Origin of the sequence: Bacillus sp. ISL-39, from assembly GCF_018613295.1 — a bacterium.
Taxonomy (GTDB): Bacteria; Bacillota; Bacilli; order Bacillales; family Cytobacillaceae; genus Mesobacillus.
In genome coordinates, this window is record NZ_JAGGQM010000022.1 from 92,769 (window position 1) to 110,235 (window position 17,467).

General features: G+C 42.6%; 15 protein-coding genes. 12 read left to right on the forward strand and 3 right to left on the reverse strand.

All coding sequences use genetic code 11. From position 1 onward, the window contains the following. The first annotated feature begins 1 nt into the window (after nt 1). Genes trpC through trpA form a run of 4 tightly spaced genes read left to right on the forward strand, consistent with a single transcriptional unit; the run spans nt 2 to nt 3,392 of the window. On the forward strand, nt 2–796 hold the full coding sequence (gene trpC, locus J7E37_RS16285) for an indole-3-glycerol phosphate synthase TrpC (RefSeq protein WP_215025163.1): 795 nt from the start codon (nt 2–4) through the stop codon (nt 794–796). Then, nucleotides 786–1,424, forward strand: a complete 639-nt coding sequence (locus J7E37_RS16290) for a phosphoribosylanthranilate isomerase (RefSeq protein WP_215025165.1) — start codon at nt 786–788, stop codon at nt 1,422–1,424. The genes trpC and J7E37_RS16290 overlap by 11 nt, the downstream gene beginning before the upstream one ends. Beyond that, nucleotides 1,405–2,610 carry a tryptophan synthase subunit beta gene (gene trpB, locus J7E37_RS16295; protein WP_215025167.1) on the forward strand — a complete coding sequence of 402 codons (1,206 nt, stop codon included), beginning with the start codon at nt 1,405–1,407 and terminating at the stop codon, nt 2,608–2,610. Before J7E37_RS16290 ends, trpB begins: the two co-directional genes overlap by 20 nt. After that, nucleotides 2,610–3,392 carry a tryptophan synthase subunit alpha gene (gene trpA, locus J7E37_RS16300; protein WP_215025301.1) on the forward strand — a complete coding sequence of 261 codons (783 nt, stop codon included), beginning with the start codon at nt 2,610–2,612 and terminating at the stop codon, nt 3,390–3,392. The genes trpB and trpA overlap by 1 nt, the downstream gene beginning before the upstream one ends. A 68-nt stretch (nt 3,393–3,460) precedes the next feature. Here the strand turns inward: trpA and J7E37_RS16305 are convergent, their stop codons facing one another. After that, nucleotides 3,461–4,060: a class I SAM-dependent methyltransferase gene (locus J7E37_RS16305; RefSeq protein ID WP_215025169.1), complete on the reverse strand. Its 600-nt coding sequence runs from the start codon at nt 4,058–4,060 to the stop codon at nt 3,461–3,463. A gap of 391 nt (nt 4,061–4,451) precedes the next feature. Here J7E37_RS16305 and J7E37_RS16310 point away from each other — a divergent pair, with 391 nt between their 5' ends. The 5 genes from J7E37_RS16310 (at nt 4,452) to odhB (ending at nt 11,084) form a co-directional block, all read left to right on the forward strand. Further along, nucleotides 4,452–5,027, forward strand: a complete 576-nt coding sequence (locus J7E37_RS16310) for a hypothetical protein (RefSeq protein WP_215025171.1) — start codon at nt 4,452–4,454, stop codon at nt 5,025–5,027. Between the two features lie 142 nt (nt 5,028–5,169). Further along, nucleotides 5,170–6,228, forward strand: a complete 1,059-nt coding sequence (mnmH, locus tag J7E37_RS16315) for a tRNA 2-selenouridine(34) synthase MnmH (RefSeq protein ID WP_215025173.1) — start codon at nt 5,170–5,172, stop codon at nt 6,226–6,228. A 192-nt stretch (nt 6,229–6,420) separates the two neighbouring features. Further along, nucleotides 6,421–6,657 (forward strand): hypothetical protein, encoded by a 237-nt coding sequence (locus tag J7E37_RS16320; protein WP_214781319.1) that lies wholly within the window; start codon nt 6,421–6,423, stop codon nt 6,655–6,657. A 274-nt stretch (nt 6,658–6,931) separates the two neighbouring features. Beyond that, nucleotides 6,932–9,787, forward strand: a complete 2,856-nt coding sequence (sucA, locus tag J7E37_RS16325; RefSeq protein ID WP_215025175.1) for a 2-oxoglutarate dehydrogenase E1 component — start codon at nt 6,932–6,934, stop codon at nt 9,785–9,787. After that, nucleotides 9,774–11,084, forward strand: coding sequence for a 2-oxoglutarate dehydrogenase complex dihydrolipoyllysine-residue succinyltransferase (gene odhB / locus J7E37_RS16330; protein WP_215025178.1), 1,311 nt, complete (start codon nt 9,774–9,776; stop codon nt 11,082–11,084). The genes sucA and odhB overlap by 14 nt, the downstream gene beginning before the upstream one ends. A 930-nt stretch (nt 11,085–12,014) precedes the next feature. On the opposite strand, the gene J7E37_RS16335 is transcribed toward odhB, so the two are convergent. Further along, nucleotides 12,015–12,923 (reverse strand): NERD domain-containing protein, encoded by a 909-nt coding sequence (locus tag J7E37_RS16335; RefSeq protein WP_215025180.1) that lies wholly within the window; start codon nt 12,921–12,923, stop codon nt 12,015–12,017. A 245-nt stretch (nt 12,924–13,168) separates the two neighbouring features. Beyond that, the gene (sda, locus tag J7E37_RS16340) at nt 13,169–13,303 is read right to left on the reverse strand and encodes a sporulation histidine kinase inhibitor Sda (RefSeq protein WP_192470565.1); all 135 of its coding nucleotides are present in this window, start codon (nt 13,301–13,303) and stop codon (nt 13,169–13,171) included. Between the two features lie 316 nt (nt 13,304–13,619). Here sda and J7E37_RS16345 point away from each other — a divergent pair, with 316 nt between their 5' ends. The 3 genes from J7E37_RS16345 to J7E37_RS16355 all read left to right on the forward strand — a co-directional run bounded on the left by J7E37_RS16345 (nt 13,620) and on the right by J7E37_RS16355 (nt 17,415). Continuing rightward, nucleotides 13,620–14,753, forward strand: a complete 1,134-nt coding sequence (locus tag J7E37_RS16345; protein WP_215025183.1) for an MBL fold metallo-hydrolase — start codon at nt 13,620–13,622, stop codon at nt 14,751–14,753. Nucleotides 14,754–15,045: 292 nt separating this feature from the next. After that, nucleotides 15,046–15,615 (forward strand): FAD-dependent oxidoreductase, encoded by a 570-nt coding sequence (locus J7E37_RS16350; RefSeq protein ID WP_215025186.1) that lies wholly within the window; start codon nt 15,046–15,048, stop codon nt 15,613–15,615. A 159-nt stretch (nt 15,616–15,774) separates the two neighbouring features. Further along, on the forward strand, nt 15,775–17,415 hold the full coding sequence (locus tag J7E37_RS16355) for an AMP-binding protein (protein WP_215025303.1): 1,641 nt from the start codon (nt 15,775–15,777) through the stop codon (nt 17,413–17,415). Nucleotides 17,416–17,467 lie beyond the last annotated feature (52 nt).

The window sequence follows — 17,467 nt, forward strand, 5'->3', positions numbered from 1 at the left end:
GATGGGTACTATTCTTGATTCAATCATAGAAAGAAAAATTGTTGAGGTGGAAGAGCTGAGGAAATCAGCAAAGGAAATACCTGAAATTTCTTGGAAGCCCCGATCTCTGCTGAAAGTCTTAAGCGAGGCAAAAAATGTCGCCATTATTTCAGAATTTAAAAGGGCTTCACCTTCGAGAGGGGACATTAACCTTTCTTTGGACCCTGCTCAGCAGGCAAAACTTTATGCCCTGTCTGGTGCATCGGCAATATCTGTGTTAACCGATGAAAAGGGGTTCAAGGGGTCTTTCAGCGATTTGAAACAAGTCAGAGAAGCCGTGGAGCTTCCTGTTCTTTGCAAGGATTTTATCGTTGATCCAATCCAAATAGACCTGGCTTATTCCGCAGGAGCAGATGTCATCTTGCTCATCGCATCAGCATTGCCCCTGGAAAAACTGGCAGAGCTATACGAGTATGCCTCTGAAAAGGGGCTTGAGTGCCTTGTTGAAATCCACGACGATAAAGATTTGGAAAAGGCACTTCTTATAAAAGCTCAAATCATCGGAATCAATAACCGTGATTTGAAAACATTCGAAGTCAATCTTGAAAATACCGAAAAACTAGGACCTCTAGTCAAAAAGGCAGGCGCCTTTCTGATCAGCGAAAGCGGTATAAGAACAAGGGAGGATGTAATCCGTGCAGCAGCTGCAGGTGCAAGCGGCGTATTGATTGGAGAAACTTTGATGACTTCCTCAGATCTCCAAAATACTTTCAGCCAGTTCACTGTTCCAATTGTGAGGGAATTTCATGAAGGTTAAGATTTGCGGAATTAAAACGGTTGAGGCAGCAAGCCATGCTGTAGAGAATGGTGCAGATGCTCTGGGATTCGTCTTTGCAGAAAGTAAAAGGCAAATAACAGTTCTGCAGGCACAACAAATCATTGCCGAAACACCAGCACATGTCTGGAAGGTAGGGGTTTTTGTAAATGAGGATGCGGCAAAAATACAGCAAATCGCCGCAACTGCCGGCCTTACACATATTCAGCTTCATGGTGATGAGGTTCCAGGTGACTATCGATCAGTTGGGCTGCCGTTAATAAAAGCTGTTTCGGTTAAGTCACCGGGAGATCTTGAGAAAATTGGTGAAATAGAAGCAGATTTTATCCTTCTTGACAGCCCTCCGGCGGAATATCGGGGAGGAAACGGGTTGAGTTTCGAGTGGGAACTGGCAAATGCCTTAAAAAATACAAGCACCAATGTAATCCTGGCAGGTGGCTTGGATTCTGTAAATGTCAGGGAAGCAATCGCAAAGGTTAATCCTTTGATGGTTGATGTAAGCAGCGGTGTTGAAACAAATGGAGAAAAGGATCTAGTAAAAATAAAAGGATTTATCAATAACGCAAAAAAATCAGGGGAGGAAATGCAGGATGAGTTCAATTACTTATAATTTACCAGACGAAAAGGGACACTTTGGGAATTACGGGGGCCGGTTCGTACCAGAAACATTGATGCAGGCTGTACTCGAATTGGAGAAGGAATACAACAGGGCGCAGGAAGACGAGGAATTCCATAACGAATTGCAAAAATTAATGAAGGATTATGTAGGGAGGGAAACGCCATTATATCTAGCCGGAAATCTCACGGAACATGCCGGCGGAGCGAAAATATACCTGAAGCGGGAGGATCTCAACCATACAGGGGCACATAAAATCAACAATACAGTCGGTCAGGCCTTGCTTGCGGTAAGAATGGGCAAGCGTAAGATAGTGGCTGAGACAGGGGCTGGACAGCATGGAGTTGCTACTGCAACAGTCTGTGCCCTGCTTAATTTGGAATGTGTGATATTTATGGGCAAAGAGGATATAAGACGACAGCAATTAAATGTTTTCCGGATGGAACTCCTGGGGGCAAAAGTGATCAGTGTTGATGCAGGCAGCGGGACATTGAAGGATGCGGTCAATGAAGCTCTTCGCTACTGGGTTACTAATGTCCGTGATACTCATTATATTCTTGGATCTGTAATGGGTCCTCATCCGTTTCCAAAAATGGTTCGTGACTTTCAAAGTGTCATCGGCAAAGAAACGAAACAGCAATTTTTCGAAAAGGAAGGCAAGCTGCCTGATGCTCTTGTAGCTTGCATTGGTGGGGGCAGCAATTCGATAGGTTTATTTTATCCGTTTATTGAGGATGAAAGTGTGTCAATTTATGGTGTAGAAGCTGCCGGTCTGGGTTTGGCAACTGACAAGCATGCCGCTTCACTAACCAAGGGCAAACCAGGGGTGCTGCATGGCGCAATGATGTATCTTCTGCAGGATGAGGACGGTCAAATTCAGGAAGCACACTCGATATCAGCTGGCCTGGACTATCCTGGCATTGGCCCTGAGCACAGCCACCTGCATGACATAAATAGAATCACATATGAATCCGTAACGGATGACGAAGCACTTCATTCATTTCAATTGCTTTCAAAATTAGAAGGAATCATCCCTGCTCTGGAGAGCGCACATGCCATTGCTTACGCGGTCAAGCTAGCCGCTGGGATGGATAAAGACGAGAGTATCGTTGTCTGCTTATCTGGCCGTGGTGATAAAGATGTTCAGACAATTAAGGACAGGATCGGAGGACTGGAATGATGGATAAAATTCAGAAGGCTCTTACTGAAAAAGAAAAAAAGGCTTTTGTTCCATATATAATGGCTGGGGATGGAGGGCTTGAAACCCTCAAGGAGAAGCTGTTGTTTTTACAGGAATGTGGTGCCGATGCGGTAGAACTTGGCATCCCCTTTTCTGATCCAGTTGCGGATGGGCCCACAATCCAGGAAGCTGGTATCCGGTCGCTTAGCAATGGAACTACCTTGAGAAAGGTATTGGAGACGATACAAACCTTCCAAACTGAAATCTCAATTCCTCTAATTCTAATGACTTATCTGAATCCCATTGTAGCATACGGGATCCAAAGGTTTGCTAAGGATGCTGCGAACGCTGGTATATCAGGATGCATCATCCCCGACCTCCCGCTTGAGGAGGAAGATTTCATTCTTCCGGCGCTCGAGCAGCAGGAGATCGCCTTAATCAGGCTAGTGACACTCACAACACCAGTTGAGAGAATAAAAGAAATCGGCTCCAGGGCAACAGGTTTCATTTATGCCGTAACCGTAACAGGTATCACTGGTGCAAGAAACAATTTCAGCGAGGATCTTGCTGCTTTCCTAAGTTCAGTTAAAAGTGTCAGTTCAGTCCCGGTGCTTGCAGGGTTCGGGGTTTCAAATGCTGAGCAAGTAAGAGAAGTGTGCAAGCATTGTGATGGAGTGATTGTTGGAAGTAAAATTATTGATTTATTTGAACAAGGAGATCTTGATGGAATAAAACAGCTCGTTCGTACTGCCGAAGAGGTTGGCTTACAAGCTTACAAGTAATGATATTAATTTGAGAATCGTTAATCTCCAAAAACGGCAAAAAATAGCCGCTGCCTTCCAAGCAGCGGCTATTTCTTTTCCGCGGTGACACATGCTGTCAAAACAGGTCTTACCTGCAGATATGATATCTCCGGGTTTTTGAATCCGGCATTCATCAAATCTCTTTTCATGCGTTCTCCCAAGTGCTTAGCTGTCTCTGCAGTCGATCCTTCTTCTCGAGGCTGGACAGTCAGGACGATTCTGCCTCCTTGCTTCAACAATCGAAATAAATGCCTTAAGGAAGTGTGCGGTTGGTCCCAAAGTGGGTAATTATTAACCGAAATGATCTTATTGTAACGATGATCGGGTTGGAAGTCGATAACATCCCCTATAGTCAGTTGTACTTTCCCTGTTTCGATCCATTCTTTATTTCTCTTTGCCGCTTCCTCCTTCATTTTTGCAGATAAGTCAATTCCATCCACTTCAATTCCGCGAAAATTTGACATTAAAGTCTTTATGCCATAACCGGGACCGAAGCCAACCTCCAAGATTCGATCATTCTTATTTACTTGAAGTTTGTTTATACTCCATCTATTGATTTTGCGATTCTCAAAATACATTATAGTTCCTGCCAGCTTCCCGAGTATGCCTTTAGGCTTCTCGAATTGCTTCGCCATCGAATCTATCATATTCGTCACTCCTGATTTTTTTACCAGGATTTATTCCTGGTTGTTCTTTTATACCAGTTATCTCATATTTTTAAACTTCCCAACCTTTTAATACCTATCGTTTTATCTTCAAAAGACAACGCAGGGCGGAAATAAAGACAGTCTATTCTGAAAATTATTTCTCGGGAAAGCGCAGAAATGGACAAATTACAACATTAAAAGATAGTTAAATGAAAAAATGACTGAATTTGTCAAATGCGCTAACTTATTTTTTTCTTAAAGCGTGCCATTTGTTACAGTACATTCAATTATTTGTTGTATATACTTTACTTAAAGTTTTTCACGGCAGGAATTAACGGCAGGAAATAAAAGAGACGAAATATTTAGTTTTTAATAAAGGAAGTTGAACGAGATGAAAATGTATGAAGCGATTCTCGATATTTTAGGTAAAAAGGGAAATGCGACGATACCAGTAATTTGCCAGGAAATGAGTGAACATGATCAAAGCGTAGTAAGTAAGAGTGATATAGTAGAACCTTCTTATATAAAAACAATTGTCAGCAGAGATAGTGAATTATTTCTATTAAAAGATGACATCGTTTCAATAAGGCCTGATAAAGAGCCACTTTTAATGACAGTGGTATTGCATGGATATCCTGGACCTGAAATGAGGGTGAGAATAGACTTTAAAAGGAACAGCTTCACGTACTTTGAATGGCATCTTGATTCTAAAGCTTCCGAGCCGCTTGAAGTCGGTACATTTGGAAACGTGGAGGATTTTAAAAAGAAGCTGTATCCTTTGAAATTATGGGAGTGGGAAGAAGATTACCAAACAGAAGGTATTGTAGTGGATGGAACCAGCTGGTCAGTAAAACTAAAAACAAAAGGCAGGACCTATGAAAGCAGGGGCCTTGATTCCTTTCCAGAACATTGGAAGGAATTCTGCCAGGCAGTCAGTATACTCGTAGGAAAAAAGTTTTCATGTTAACCGCAGGTCTTCTGCGGTTTTTTCTTTTCAATATATGACAGGATTAAGCTGTTTTAAGGGAATAATGGTGAAAAATCTGCTTATTTTAGGTACAATAAGTAGATGTAGTTTTAAACATGCGACCATGGAGGTCAATAGAGAAATGAAAGATATATCAGTACAACAATTAATCAGCTCAAAGGAATATATACCAGTCGATGTCAGGGCGCCAATCGAGCATTGTGAATCGGCAATACCCGGGTCGGTCAATATACCATTATTCACAGACGATGAAAGACAAGAAATCGGCACGCTTTATAAGCGATCTGGTGAGGAGGCGGCAAAATGGCGGGCAATGGAGATTGTTTCCCCGAAGCTTCCTCGCTTGCTCGGTGAGATAAAAGATCTCAAAAAGACAGGTGCTGAACCGGTGATCCATTGTTGGAGAGGCGGGATGCGGAGCAGGTCTGTAGCCTCCTTCCTTGAATACGCTGGAATCCCCGCAATGCGTCTGGAAGGCGGTTATCGGGCGTACAGGGAATATATTTTGGAGAAAACTCCTCAGTTGCTGCCCGAAAAAGCCATCGTTATGCATGGAATGACAGGTACTGGAAAAACGGATATCTTGCAGGCTCTCCAGGAAAAGGGATACCCTGTAGTCGATCTGGAAAAAATCGCAAACCACAGAGGATCCATTTTTGGAATGATTGGCAAGGGAGAGGCGCACAATCAGAAAACATTTGACGCTTTACTGTTTGAAAGGCTCAATGAGCTAAAAGGTTCCAGCTACTTTATCATTGAAGCGGAGAGCAAAAGAATCGGGCGATCAGCGCAGCCGGAAGAACTGCTATTAAAAAAAAATAATGGAATTCATTTCCTGGTTAAAAGCTCTATACCTGCTAGAGTTGAACGCATATACAATGAATATGTTCAGCCTTTTATGGGAAAAGCCTGGTTTGAAGAAGAAGTCAGAGAGAAGGTAACAAAGCTGATAAGGCGAATCAATCATGAAATATCACCCTCTTTGGCTGCAGCTCTGGAAGAAAAAAATTATAAAGATTTGATTGAGATTTTACTGGTCCATTATTATGATCCCCGGTATAACCATGCACTGCTAGAGTATGATGGTCCTTTTGTGGAAATTGATGCAGACGCCCCAGACGTCATACAAAATATAGAAAAAGAAATACAAAAGACACTTTCTGGCTCAACTGCGGTTTAAAAAGACTGATAAAAGGTAATTAAGTAGGGAAGGCATTAAAATGCTTTCCCTTTTCTTTTTACCTGGGAGTAAGCCCTTAATTTGGCAGGCTGAAATTATTTTGCAGTTTGGACTATAGTTATGATATTTGTCACGCAAAATTCTGAATATTTGATATATAATTTGAAGAGGAACATTAACAGGAGGGTGAATATGCGCGAATCAAAAAATTGCCACCACCGTTTTTCTTTGCACGAGGAACATGTTGGGTTTACAACCAATGATGGTGTAGACATTTTCACAGCCGGATCCAGATTTCAGAAGTGCATCACATGCGGGCATATTGAAATGCCTGTAGAACATAGTGAAATGATAGAGCCGAGTCAGATAGAAAAAAGAAATAATCTTTTTGCACCCAAAAACATGTTTGCTACAATGATGAGTTTATAGATTATAAAGCAACAAACTCAAAAACCGGTATAACCGGTTTTTTTTTATTGTCCTTTTTAAAAGGAATAGTTTTTCCGAAATAATAAAAGTGTGAATTGAATTAACACTATCGACATAGTCAAAACCTTTGGTTAAAAGAAAATATCATGGTAAAATATTAATGTAAGCGATTGATATCTGAATTATAATATTATTCTTTGAAATAACAGTTAGAAATAAGCACGACAGGGTAACAGATAATTAGCGAATATAGTATTGGCAAGGGGGTTTTTTTGTGAAAAAGCCAGTTACAGGGAACAAGGCAATATGGCCGGGATTTCATGGGCCAAACCAGGGATATGTCGAAGAATTATACGAAATGTACCTTAGTGATCCTGATTCCGTTGATGCTGATATCAAGGAATATTTTGAACAGCATTCTAGTCTTCAATTTAAAGGACCTGAAAAGCGTGATGAAGAATCATTTGTGGAAAGACCAGCGGGGTCTCCAGCGAAAATCGCAGCTGCATTGAGATATGCTGATTATATTCGTTCTTATGGTCATTTATCTGCAAATATTTATCCATTGCATTTTGGCAGCAAGGATTCTCAACTTGACGACTATGCAAAATGGGGATTGACTGATGCTGATTTGGCGGACATTCCAGTAAATCTCATATGTCCGAGTGCCCCTTCTTCTATAAAGAATGGAAAAGAGGCTTTTCAATTCCTTAAGCAGGTGTACTCCGATACGATTGCTTACGAATTTGAACATGTAAATGAAATGGCTGAAAAGGAATGGCTGAGGCAAAAGGTTGAATCTGGTGAACTAATTCCTAAAGTTGAAGCAGAAAGAAAAATCAGATTATATGAACGTCTTACAGAAGTCGAGAATTTTGAAAAGTACCTGCACCGGACTTTTGTCGGGCAAAAGAGGTTTTCAATTGAAGGCCTCGATTCGATGGTTCCTCTTCTTGATGAGGTTATCGCTGGTGCAGTGAATAATGGTGTTGAAACAATTAACATAGGTATGGCACACAGGGGGAGACTCAATGTCCTTGCCCATGTTCTCGGTAAACCGTATGAAATGATTTTTGCTGAATTCCAGCATGCACCAAATAAAGAGCTGGTTCCATCAGAAGGATCTATTGGAATTAATTTCGGCTGGACCGGCGATGTTAAATATCACCTTGGCCTTGACCGTAAGATAAAGTCAGACAATACAGCGAATGCAAGACTGACTCTGGCCAATAATCCGAGCCACCTGGAATTTGCAGGTGCTGTGGTTGAGGGCTTTACGCGTGCCGCTCAGGATGACAGGAACGAACCTGGTTACGCAAAATATGATCCAGTGAAAGCGATGGCGATCCTGATCCATGGAGATGCTGCTTTCCCTGGGCAGGGAATTGTGGCTGAAACATTGAACTTGAGCCGTTTACACGGATATAAAACAGGCGGAACCATTCACGTTATCGCCAATAACACCATTGGCTTTACTACTGAATCAATGGATTCACGTTCCACTCGTTATGCCAGCGACCTTGCGAAGGGATATGAAATTCCGATCATTCATGTCAATGCTGATGATCCTGAGGCTTGCTTGATGGCGGCCGGGCTGGCATTTGAATACAGAAAGACTTTCGGGAAGGATTTCTTGATTGACCTGATTGGGTATCGACGATTTGGCCATAACGAAATGGATGAGCCAATGACTACAAATCCTGAAATGTATGTACTGGTCCACAAACATCCGACAGTTAAGAAACTCTATGGCAATAAACTTGTAGATCAGGGCTCCATGTCTGAAGAGAAAAGAAACGAGATTGAGCAAAGAGTCACGAACATGCTGACAGAGGCATATGAAAAAGTTCCGAAGAAAGAAAAGGAAGTAACGAACGAACCCGATATTCCAGAAGTAGTGGAAATGGGAATACCAGAGATAGAAACTGGGGTGCCAATCGAAGCATTAAGAAAAATAAATAGTGATCTGCTTAACTGGCCTGAAGGGTTCAATGTTTTTAATAAGTTGGAGAAAATTCTTCAGAGAAGGAAAGAGGCCTTATCTGCGAGTGGTAAAATCGACTGGGGACTGGCTGAAACATTGGCGTTTGCTTCAATAATTATAGACGGCACACCAGTAAGACTTACAGGACAGGATTCCGAGAGAGGAACCTTCGCCCAGAGGAATCTGGTTTTGCATGACAGTGAAACTGGAGACCAATTTTCACCACTCCATGTATTGCCTGATGCCAAAGCATCCTTCTCTATCCATAACAGCCCGCTTTCTGAAGCGGCTGTAGTGGGCTTTGAATATGGTTATAACGTATTCGCCCCGGAAACCTTAGTCCTCTGGGAAGCACAATATGGTGATTTTGCCAACGCTGCCCAAGTATTGTTCGACCAGTTCGTGGCGGCAGGGAGAGCAAAGTGGGGACAGAAATCCGGTCTGGTCATGCTTCTGCCTCATGGTTATGAAGGCCAGGGTCCAGAGCATTCAAGTGGTAGAGTAGAAAGATTTTTAACACTCGCAGCTGAGAACAACTGGACTGTTGCAAACCTTTCCTCTGCGGCTCAATACTTCCATATCCTTAGGAGACAGGCGTCGATATTAAGGCAGGAGGCAGTACGACCGCTGGTGTTGATGACACCTAAGAGCCTGCTGAGAAATCCTACGGTTGCAGCGGAACCACAACAATTGGCCGAAGGCAGCTTCAAGCCGATCATTGAGCAGCCAGGACTTGGCGGCCAGCCTGAAAATGTGGAGCGCGTGGTACTGTGCACTGGAAAAGTGAGCATAGATATTGCTGAAAAGATAAAGCCGGAAGAGCATGGATGGCTGCATGTATTAAGAATCGAGGAAATCTATCCTTTCCCGCTTGAACTTTTAAAAGCGAAGTTAGGGCGTTATCCGAACTTAAAAGAAATCGTCTGGGTCCAGGAAGAACCAAAGAATATGGGTGCATGGACCTTCGTCGAGCCGAGAATCAATGAAGCAGCACCAAAAGGGCTGGAAGCTTCGTATATTGGCAGAAGAAGACGATCAAGCCCGGCAGAAGGAGATCCAAACATCCACAAGTTGGAGCAGGCAAGAATTATAAGAGATGCACTGACAAGGACAAATGGAGGAGGAATTAAAAATGGCAGAGATTAAAGTTCCTGAATTGGCCGAATCAATCACCGAGGGAACGATTGCCCAATGGCTGAAAAAAAAGGGTGATCAAGTCGCGAAAGGTGAATATGTCCTCGAACTGGAGACCGATAAAGTTAATGTTGAAATTATCTCTGACTATGATGGAGTATTAACAGAGCTGCTCGCCGAAGAGGGAGATACAGTGAAGGTTGGAGAAGCAATCGCAATTATTGGTGAACAGGGGAGCGCAGGAAACCAAGAGAATACGGCAGAAGCAGGAAGGGTGACTGAGTCACCTGATGAACCTGCTGGTGGTTCTTCTGAAGTAACAAAAACCGATACCAGTATATCGGGTGACCAGTCTGGTGCCGAGGAAGCAGGGGAGCGAATCATTGCATCACCTGCTGCAAGAAAGCTGGCCAGGGAAAAGGGCATAGATTTGAGCAAGGTAACCTCTCAGGATCCGCTTGGCCGAGTAAGAAAACAGGATGTTGAGTCATTTACTCCGGGGCAAGAAAATGTTCAAAGTCCAGCTGGAGAAAAGGCTTCACAAAAGCCAGCGGGTGAAAAAGCTGCTGCGCCAAAGGCTGCTCCTGTTGGCAATTCTGCTGATGACAGCCGGGTCGAACGTATCAAGATGTCACGAAGACGCCAGACTATCGCGAACAGGCTGGTAGAGGTCCAACAGACAGCAGCGATGCTTACGACCTTCAATGAAGTCGATATGACGGCTGTTATGGAATTGAGGAAGAAATGGAAGGATCGTTTCTATGAGGAGAACGATGTTCGTTTAGGATTTATGTCGTTTTTCACGAAAGCTGTTGTGGCAGCGTTGAAAAAGACTCCTTACCTGAATGCTGAAATCCAGGGAGACGAAATCGTCCTCAAAAAGTTTTATGACATTGGAGTCGCTGTTGCCGCAGATGAAGGGCTTGTAGTGCCTGTCATCAGGGACGCAGACAGAAAAAACTTTGCCGAAATCGAAAACGATATAAACGAATTGGCCGAAAAGGCTCGAACAAACAAACTTTCCTTGAAGGACCTTCAGGGAGGAAGCTTTACGATTACAAACGGAGGCGTATTTGGTTCATTGCTGTCCACACCGATCATCAATGGCCCGCAGGTAGGTATTCTCGGAATGCATACCATCCAGCTTCGTCCCGTAGCAATCGATAAAGACCGAATGGAAAACAGGCCGATGATGTACATTGCTTTATCCTATGACCACAGGATTGTCGATGGAAAAGAAGCCGTTACCTTCCTGAAGCGTATCAAGGAACTGATGGAAGACCCAGAATCGTTGCTGTTACAGGGTTAAATTTGGGAAGCACTGCCGGAATTCTTTTGGCAGTGCTTTTTATTACGGTTTGGAGGTACATATGGGAACAGAGATGGGAGAAGAAGAGCAATGTTAGCCAAGGGGAATTCAAAAGGTAGGGAAGAAGAAAAGCTGTCAAAAGAAAGCCCAACTTAAGACAGGTTTGGTGGGAAAAGGAGAAAAGCTGTCAAAAGAAAGCCCAACTTAAGACAGGTTTTGCGGGAAAAGAAGAAAAGCTGTCAAAAGAAAGCCCAACTTAAGACAGGTTTGGTGGGAAAAGAAGAAAAGCTGTCAAAAGAAAGCTCAACTTAAGACAGGTTTGGCGGGAAAAGAAGAAAAGCTGTCAAAAGAAGGAGCAACTTAAGACAGGTTTGACTGGAAAAGAAGAAAAGCTGTCAAAAGAAGGAGCAACTTAAGACAGATTTGGCGGGTGAAGAAGAAAAGCTGTCAAAAGAAAGCCCAACTTAAGACAGGTTTGACTGGAAAAGAAGAAAAGCTGTCAAAAGAAAGCTCAACTTAAGACAGGTTTGGCGGGAAGAGCAGAAAAGCTGTCAAAAGAAAGCCCAACTTAAGACAGGTTTGGTGGGAAATGAAGAAAAGCTGTCAAAAGAAAGCCTAACTTAAGACAAGTTTGGCGGGTGAAGAAGAAAAGCTGTCAAAAGAAAGCCCAACTTAAGACAGGTTTGGTGGGAAAAGGAGAAAAGCTGTCAAAAGAAAGCTCAACTTAAGACAGGTTTAACTGGAAAAGAAGAAAAGCTGTCAAAAGAAAGCTCAACTTAAGACAGGTTTGGCGGGAAAAGAAGAAAAGCTGTCAGAAGAAAGCATAACTGCATGCAGGTACATCTGTTAAAAAAGAAAACCTGCCCGAACACTGACACTTAGTCAGCGACAGACAGGATTGACATGTAAAAGCACCTTTGATAGACCATCTTACTTAAAATAACTATCACTAGTCTTTCCTACTAAAACATAATGTTTCTTCAACACCCTCAAAAACGTCCTCCTGCTAACCTTCCGATTACACCACTCATAAACGATTTGCGTGGTGATCTTCTTTTCCGGAAACAGCACTTTGATTTCTTCGATATGCCGCACGATCGCTTTTTCGATTCTTTCTTGTTTGCCGCATTTTCCGCAAACGAGATCATAATCATTGACTTCGGTATTTAAGGATCCGCACTCCCGGCAATACATCCCTTTTTCCAGCTGGTCATATTGGTAGGCAGGCTGAGTTGCGAATGGGTTTTTAACCTGATGTAATGATAGCAATGCTTGGGCGAGTTTCTTGTGGCTATCATCCAATTTGGAGGGGGTGCAGTTTAACTCCTTTAGGAAACGATTAACTTGTGTTGGTAAAATGATCGGTTGATCCATAGGGGCCTGGTATAGGGTGAATTCAGGATTGTTGAAGATGACGGAGGCACGAACAAGTTGATTCATCTTGAGGTTTTGCAGGAGCTGCCGGAAAAGGGTCTCACTTCGTGTCAACTGAATGACAGGGTTTTTGTATTCTCGGCTCGTCCGGACGGAATATAATTTGTCCCCATCGAGATAATAATCGCCTTCGTGATATTTGACATCGATAAGATAAACTCCATCCTGCGCAATGATGACTTTATCCAGCTGAAAATAGGAGTTATTCACTTGGAGTAGGAGATCATCAATGATATACCTTTCTTCTGCGAGATTTTCGGTCATCCGGTCGAAGATCATTTCTCCGGTAAAACCCTTTTCCATCGTCCAAAGCTGGAACTTATCCTGCGGAGATAATTCCGTTTTTCTGCTTAAGTGCCGTAATGTGATTAATTCCATTGGCTCCGTGCGTGCTTTTAGTAGCATGGTCCACTTCCTTTCTATAAGCTCAGTTTAATCTATACAGGCATGCAATTTTGTGAATTTTTTGTTAACTTTTCAGCAAGCTGAAGAATGATTAAGCAGTTTAACTTCACACAAATAACGATCAGCCACTAATGCGGCAGCAAACCAGTTTCAATCTCCCCGAAAAAATAAAAAAACCGCTCAACTGCCAATATGGCAACAAGCGGCTTTTGTCACAAGGCGACAAATGTTTTTCTTGATTCAGTTTAACGGTTTTTAAATGGCTTTAGTCCTCTTTTGGAGATTTCTGTTTTAAGTATTTTTGCCCATTCTTTATCATGTTCCGACTTTAATGCATCACGATACGAGACCACCAACTGTTCATTGCTCATAATTTTCATTTGCATTCCTCCTCGGTAAGAATGGATTGAATTTTCAAACTATATTGTATAGTTTCATTCATTGTAAAGGTTTATTAAGGATTTGAAAACCCATTATGAAGATTTTTTATTAGAAATTTTTTCATGATTTGAGAAGCTGTCAAAACCTGTTTTATAATGGGAAACCGCTTCAGAATCTGGACAAAGCACCATAGTCACATTATTAAACAAAAAAAGCTTGCAATTTATCATTCATAATTATATTATATACCCATAAGGGTATTAAATGAGGATTTGATACTCGACATAATCATTTTTTACAACGGGAGGAATTTTAATGGGAATGCAAGCAATCACTGCTGAAAAATTAAATGAATGGGTAGTAAACAAAAAAGAATTTTTTATTTTTGACGTAAGGAATGTTAAAGACTTTGAAGACTGGAAGGTTGAAGGTGAAAAAATTAACTACCTTAATATCCCTTACTTTGACTTGATCGATGGAGTTGACGAAGTAGTTGACCAGCTTCCGAAGGATAAAGACATCGTGGTCATCTGTGCTAAGGAAGGTTCTTCAGTAATGGTTGCTGAGATGCTTTCCGATGCAGGTTTTGATGTTTCCTATCTTTCTGGCGGGATGAAATCCTGGAGTGAATACCTTTATCCAGTTGAAGTATATAAGGATGAAAAAGTCAAAGTCCTTCAGTTCATCCGTGTTGGGAAAGGCTGTCTTTCATACATGGTTCTTTCTGAAAATGAGGCACTTGTTGTGGATCCATCAAGGTTCACGAGCCGTTATACTGAAGTTGCACAAAGGGAAAGTGTGAAAATCACACATATCGTAGATTCTCACCTTCATGCTGACCACCTATCCGGCGGCAAGGAGCTGGCTGAGGTCACAGGAGCGAAATATTACCTAATGAAGAGTGAAGGCGCAGTATTTGGCTTTGAAGCGCTGGAGCAGCATGATAAAATTGAATTCGAGAACATTACACTTGAAGTCTTGGCGGTTAAGACACCTGGTCATACCCCGGGCAGTGTTTCCTTCTTTGTGAATAATAAACTTCTTTTCTCAGGCGATACTATCTTTGTCAATGGCCTTGGCCGGCCTGACCTTGGCGGAAAAGCTGCAGAGTGGGCAAAAGATTTGTATGATACTGTTTATAGCAAAGTATCCCAAATTGCAGATGACGTTATTGTATTGCCGGGCCACTATGCTGCCTTTGATGACGAAGTAAATGAAGAAGGGTTCATTGGAAGCCAATTAGGTTTGATCCGCGAGCAAAATGAAATTATGGCCGGTAAAACAGTTGATGAATTTGTCGACCATGTAGCTCAATCTGCATCAAGTGAGACACCGCCAAATTTTGAAGAGATTGTTGCGATCAACCGCGGTGTAAAAGAAGTGACAGCAGAAGAAGCGATGGAGCTGGAAATCGGCCCTAACCGCTGCGCTGTACACCACACTCACTAAAAACAAAAAGAGGAAAGCACAGCTTTCCTCTTTTTAAGTATAATGATTGCTTATGAGGTGAGGATTTGGAAGAAAATAAGAAAAATAACCATTGTGCAGGCGGTTCCTGAGGAATCGGACCAAAGCGTACAGCTGATGAAGGGCAAGGGAAGTTTTCTGGCTTTCCGCCCATATGACCAGCCACGTACGTATGGCTCCTGGCAGGAGTCATTTATTTGATTTCTAAGTTATTCTAAAGATAGCCTCCCTTTAGATAAGGGGAGGGTACATAAGTTCAGGAGGGAACTTTTAAATGCTAGATGTAATAGTGATTGGAGGCGGGATTTCAGGTGGATCAGCTGCAATTTACACTTCCAGGGGCGGATTGAAAACTTCAGTCATCGATTCAGGAAAATCCCAAATCAAACAAGTTTCAAAGCTTTTTAATTATCCGGGAATCAAAGGAATTACCGGTTCAGAACTTCTGGATAACATTAAAGACCAGGCTATTGATGGGGGCACTGAATGGCTTGAGGGTTCGGTTGAAACAGTCACACGGAACGACCATGGCTATTCAGTCAAATTGGCTGATGGCAATGAAAGATTTGCAAAGTACCTGATTATTGCCACGAACCTTCAAACCTCGTTGCTTGAAAGCCTTGGATTCGAGCTGGCAGTTAATGAGAAGGTACCTAGCGGTAAAATAATAAAGGTCTTTGGGGTTGAGCACGATGGAACTACAAAACTCCCGAATCTTTTTATCACGAGTCTGTTGGCAGGTCTTTCAAGTCAATCCGTCATAGCTGCGGGACATGGCGCCTCTATCGGAATTTCGATTGTGTCCAAGAAAACTGGAAAATCCTATATGTGGCATGACAAGTAACATTTGAAGCGGGGAAATTTCCCTGCTTTTTTATTTATATTTTTAGTAAAAAGGGAGGAATATATTTTTAAAATATTGAATATTCAAACTAGAGTGTTATAGTTATTGGTAAACGCTTACATAATTTAACTTGTTTAGGAGGCTGATTGAATGGAGAATCTGCTGCCATACACAGTGGGTGAATTACTGGAAGTACAAGCTAAGAAGTACCCTGAGCACGAAGCGGTTGTCTATGCAGACCGTGACTTGAGGATGAATTACAAGGAATTTAACATGCTATGCCGCAAAGCTGCCAGAGGTTTAATGAAGCTGGGGGTGAAGAAAGGAGAGCACATTGCTGCCTGGTCTTCTAATACGCCGGAATGGGTCGTTTCCCAGTTTGCCACAGGAAAGATGGGGGCAGTGCTTGTTACTGTCAACACAAATTATCGGACGGCCGAATTGGAGTATCTATTAAAACAGTCAGATTCCACGACCATCATATTGATGGAACAATACAAAGACGCATCTTACATTGACATGGTGTACGAGATTGTTCCAGAGTTGAAAACCAGTGAGCCAGGCAAGCTTGAAAGCAGCACCCTTCCATACTTAAGAAATGTGATTGTAATGGGAGAAAAGCGTTTCCCGGGGACATACAGCTGGCAGGATATCCTGGATATGGCCGATGGTGTGACAGAGGAAGAACTCGACGCGCAAATGGCAACATTGAAGCAAAGTGAAGTCATTAATATGCAATATACTTCAGGTACGACTGGTTTTCCTAAGGGAGTTATGCTGACTCACAGTAATATTGTCAATAACGCGTATAATGTTGCATCTGCAATGAAGCTTACGGATCAAGATAGACTGTGTATTCCAGTGCCGTTTTTCCATTGCTTCGGCTGTGTTATGGGTACCCTTGCTTGTGCCACTGTTGGCGCAACGATGGTTCCTGTCCAGGAGTTCAGTCCAAAAGCAGTTCTTGAGACCGTCGAAAAAGAAAAGTGTACGGCCCTTCACGGTGTACCAACCATGTTCATCGCCGAGCTGAACGAGCCTGAATTTGAAAAATATGACCTTTCATCCTTGAGAACGGGGATTATGGCTGGATCCAATTGTCCGATTGAAGTGATGAAAGCTGTAAATGACAAAATGGGAGCTACGGAAATAACAATTGCCTATGGTCAAACAGAATCGTCTCCAGTCATTACGCAGACGAGGACGAACGATCCACTAGAATTGAGGGTGGAAACTGTAGGAAAAGCCCTTCCTGAGGTCGAGGTGAAAATCGTCAAGCCAGGCACGATGGAGGAAGTTCCAAGGGGAGTCCAGGGAGAACTTTGCACACGCGGCTACCATGTTATGGACGGGTATTATAAAAATCCTGACGCGACGAGGGAAGCAATTGACGCAGAAGGCTGGCTACACACAGGGGATTTGGCTGTCATGGATGAAAATGGCTATTGCCGCGTAACCGGCAGACTAAAGGATATGATTATCAGGGGCGGGGAAAACATCTACCCACGCGAAATCGAAGAATTCCTATACAGACATCCGAAAGTCCTTGATGTCCAGGTTGTAGGAATCCCAGACAGTGTGTATGGAGAGGAAGTTATGGCATGGATTATTTTAAAAGATGGAGAATCTGCCAGAGCTAAAGAAATCAAAGAATATTGCAAAGGCAAAATCTCCAAGCACAAAATTCCAAGATATATCGAATTCACCGAAAGCTACCCAATGACAGCTTCTGGAAAAATTCAAAAATTCAAGCTAAGAGAACAGGCGATGGAAGCTGTGGAAGAGCTCAAGAATGTATAAAAAAGAGGATGGAATCGCCGGATTCCATCCTTTTTATGTTGTTGTAAGCAGT